This is a genomic window from Atopococcus tabaci DSM 17538 (assembly GCF_000429585.1).
Classification (GTDB): domain Bacteria; phylum Bacillota; class Bacilli; order Lactobacillales; family Carnobacteriaceae_A; genus Atopococcus; species Atopococcus tabaci.
The window spans coordinates 1-2,237 of sequence record NZ_AUCD01000117.1; the positions used below are offsets into that span (position 1 = coordinate 1).

2 protein-coding genes are annotated in these 2,237 nt (G+C 41.3%); both read left to right on the forward strand.

Annotated elements, in window-relative coordinates; genetic code table 11:
- Positions 1-163: 163 nt before the first annotated feature.
- Positions 164-757 (forward strand): ribosome biogenesis GTP-binding protein YihA/YsxC, encoded by a 594-nt coding sequence (yihA, locus tag G470_RS0111535; protein ID WP_028274922.1) that lies wholly within the window; start codon positions 164-166, stop codon positions 755-757.
- A gap of 156 nt (positions 758-913) precedes the next feature.
- Positions 914-2,044 (forward strand): glutamyl-tRNA reductase, encoded by a 1,131-nt coding sequence (locus G470_RS0111545; RefSeq protein ID WP_028274923.1) that lies wholly within the window; start codon positions 914-916, stop codon positions 2,042-2,044.
- The last annotated feature ends 193 nt before the right edge of the window (positions 2,045-2,237 follow it).

The window sequence follows — 2,237 nt, forward strand, 5'->3', positions numbered from 1 at the left end:
CATGTATGGTGCACTCTCCTTAGCTTTGGTAGGTTAATTTGAGTGTATCATAACATGTCTTTTTTCTGTCTCGCTTAATTATACAATCCACGTTATTTAAAAAATGGTTTCCTCAAAAAAATAATGTGTTAAAATAGTGGAGGACCGAAAGGAGCATATACGTATGCAAGTCAATTTCGCTGATATCGTCATGAGTGCTGTTTCTCCGGCTCAGTATCCAACTGAGGGCTATCCGGAAATAGCATTGGCTGGACGATCAAATGTTGGGAAATCTTCGTTCATCAACACAATGTTGAACCGCAAAAAACTTGCGCGAACTTCCAGCAAACCTGGAAAGACACGAACAATTAATTTTTACGATATCAATCATGAATTCTTTTTCGTGGACGTTCCGGGTTATGGATACGCAAAGGTTTCAAAAAAGGAACGGGAAAAATGGGGAACCATGATGAACGAGTACTTTACACAGCGCAAAGAACTCGTGCTCACCATCTTGTTGGTGGACTTCCGTCATGAACCTTCACCGGAAGATTGTCAGATGTATGATTTTCTAAAATACTACGACCTCCCGGTACTTGTAGTGGCGACAAAAGCCGATAAGATTTCTTCCTCAAAATGGAACAAGCACACAAATGTGATTAAAGCAGCACTGGACTTTGAAGAAGACGAAGATCAATTTGTGGTCTATTCTTCGGAAACAAAAGAAGGCAGAGAAGAAGCATGGAAGATTATTTCTTCCGCTGTTCGTCATGGCTGATGTTCTCTGCCATAGAAATTTCTTTCCTTTTTTCGGAATTTCTTGGTTTGTTTCACAAAGCAAAAACAGGGAAGAACAAGAGATGCAGGAAACGGAGGATACAGACCTGCTGTTGGCCATCTTCTTCTTTTCTGGTTAATAAAAAGGATGATACTTTTGAAACTATTATTATATGGCGTGAGTGGGAATACGGTTAGTCTGGAAGACAGGGATAAGTACTTAGTCAATGAAGAGACTGCGGCCCAACATCTATCAGATTTGAGGCAGTACGAAGGTGTAGAAGGCATTATCCTTCTGACGAATGCGTTTCGTACGGAATATTATCTTCATGTGGATGAAACAGTGTTCAGCCACGGAGACTTTCTACGCTACCTTTCTGATTATTCAGGAAAAGCGATTGGAGACGTCATACTGGAAACTTACAGCAAATTTAACGCGGATGCTATTCGCCACTTGCTTTATGTGTTGGCGGGCATGGACTCGGAAGAAGAGGATGAATCCGAAGTGATGAAGAACGCGGAAGCGGCATTGGAAGCATCACGTAAACGCGGCGATTTTGCTGGAGTCATTTTAGAGATGTTGTTTGAAAAAGCGGTCAGTTTTTCAAGTCAGATGCAGTCCCTTCCTTCGATGGCCCCTTTACACAAAGGAAACATCGGAGCGGTGGTGCGGACATTTGTCAATGAATGGCAGAATCTAGAGAACAAGCGCTTTTTACTTGCGGGACAAGATGCCGATGTCTCCCATATAGCTAAAACACTTTACCGAATGGGCGCGAGACACATCACAATTGCCAACTTGGAAAGAAAAGACAGTGAGTCAGTGACCGGACCATTGAACCGGTGGGCCATGCAATTGGGTGAACAACCGGCCAAACGAGTGTTTATCCCGGTGGACGTTCATCATTTCTTGTATAACCTTTCGTCTTGTGATGGAATAGTGGTGGCGAGTGAACAATTTCAATCGGTCATGACCGAGCATCTTTCAAATAAAATTAAAGAAATTCGTCCATATAAAAAGAAACAAGTGATGATTGATTTGTCCCAAAGCATAAGAGAAGAGTTCATAAAAAATGCCTCTATGATGACAGCTTTCCTACCGGATGCATTGCTTTCTTCGGAGACCTCTCTTCCTGAAGAAGAAGAAACTGCACGGAAGGTTTTCGAAGAATCCGTCGAACTGGAGTCGGAAAACTTCTTTAGCTGGTATCAAACATTGGTGGACCAAATCTTTCCCATCCAACAACCTATCGTGATTGAAACAAAAAAGATCAAAACTTATCAATAACTCCAAAGACATCAGGGCGTTGAACAGGTTTGTTCAGCAACTTGGTGTCTTTTCGATTAAACCTTAGTGAAAATCAGATGATTTTTTCAAACAGTTTGCGTTAGTGTAAAATAGTTCTCGGTAAGTCATCTATTGTTTATTGGACAAAAAGAAACGAGACCTTTATTCTAAAAGTTACCACACAAATAGAAAG

Bases quoted from the DNA above. Each gene is read 5' to 3' on its own strand.
- yihA (WP_028274922.1), top strand. From the start codon at position 164: ATGCAAGTCAATTTCGCTGATATCGTCATGAGTGCTGTTTCTCCGGCT.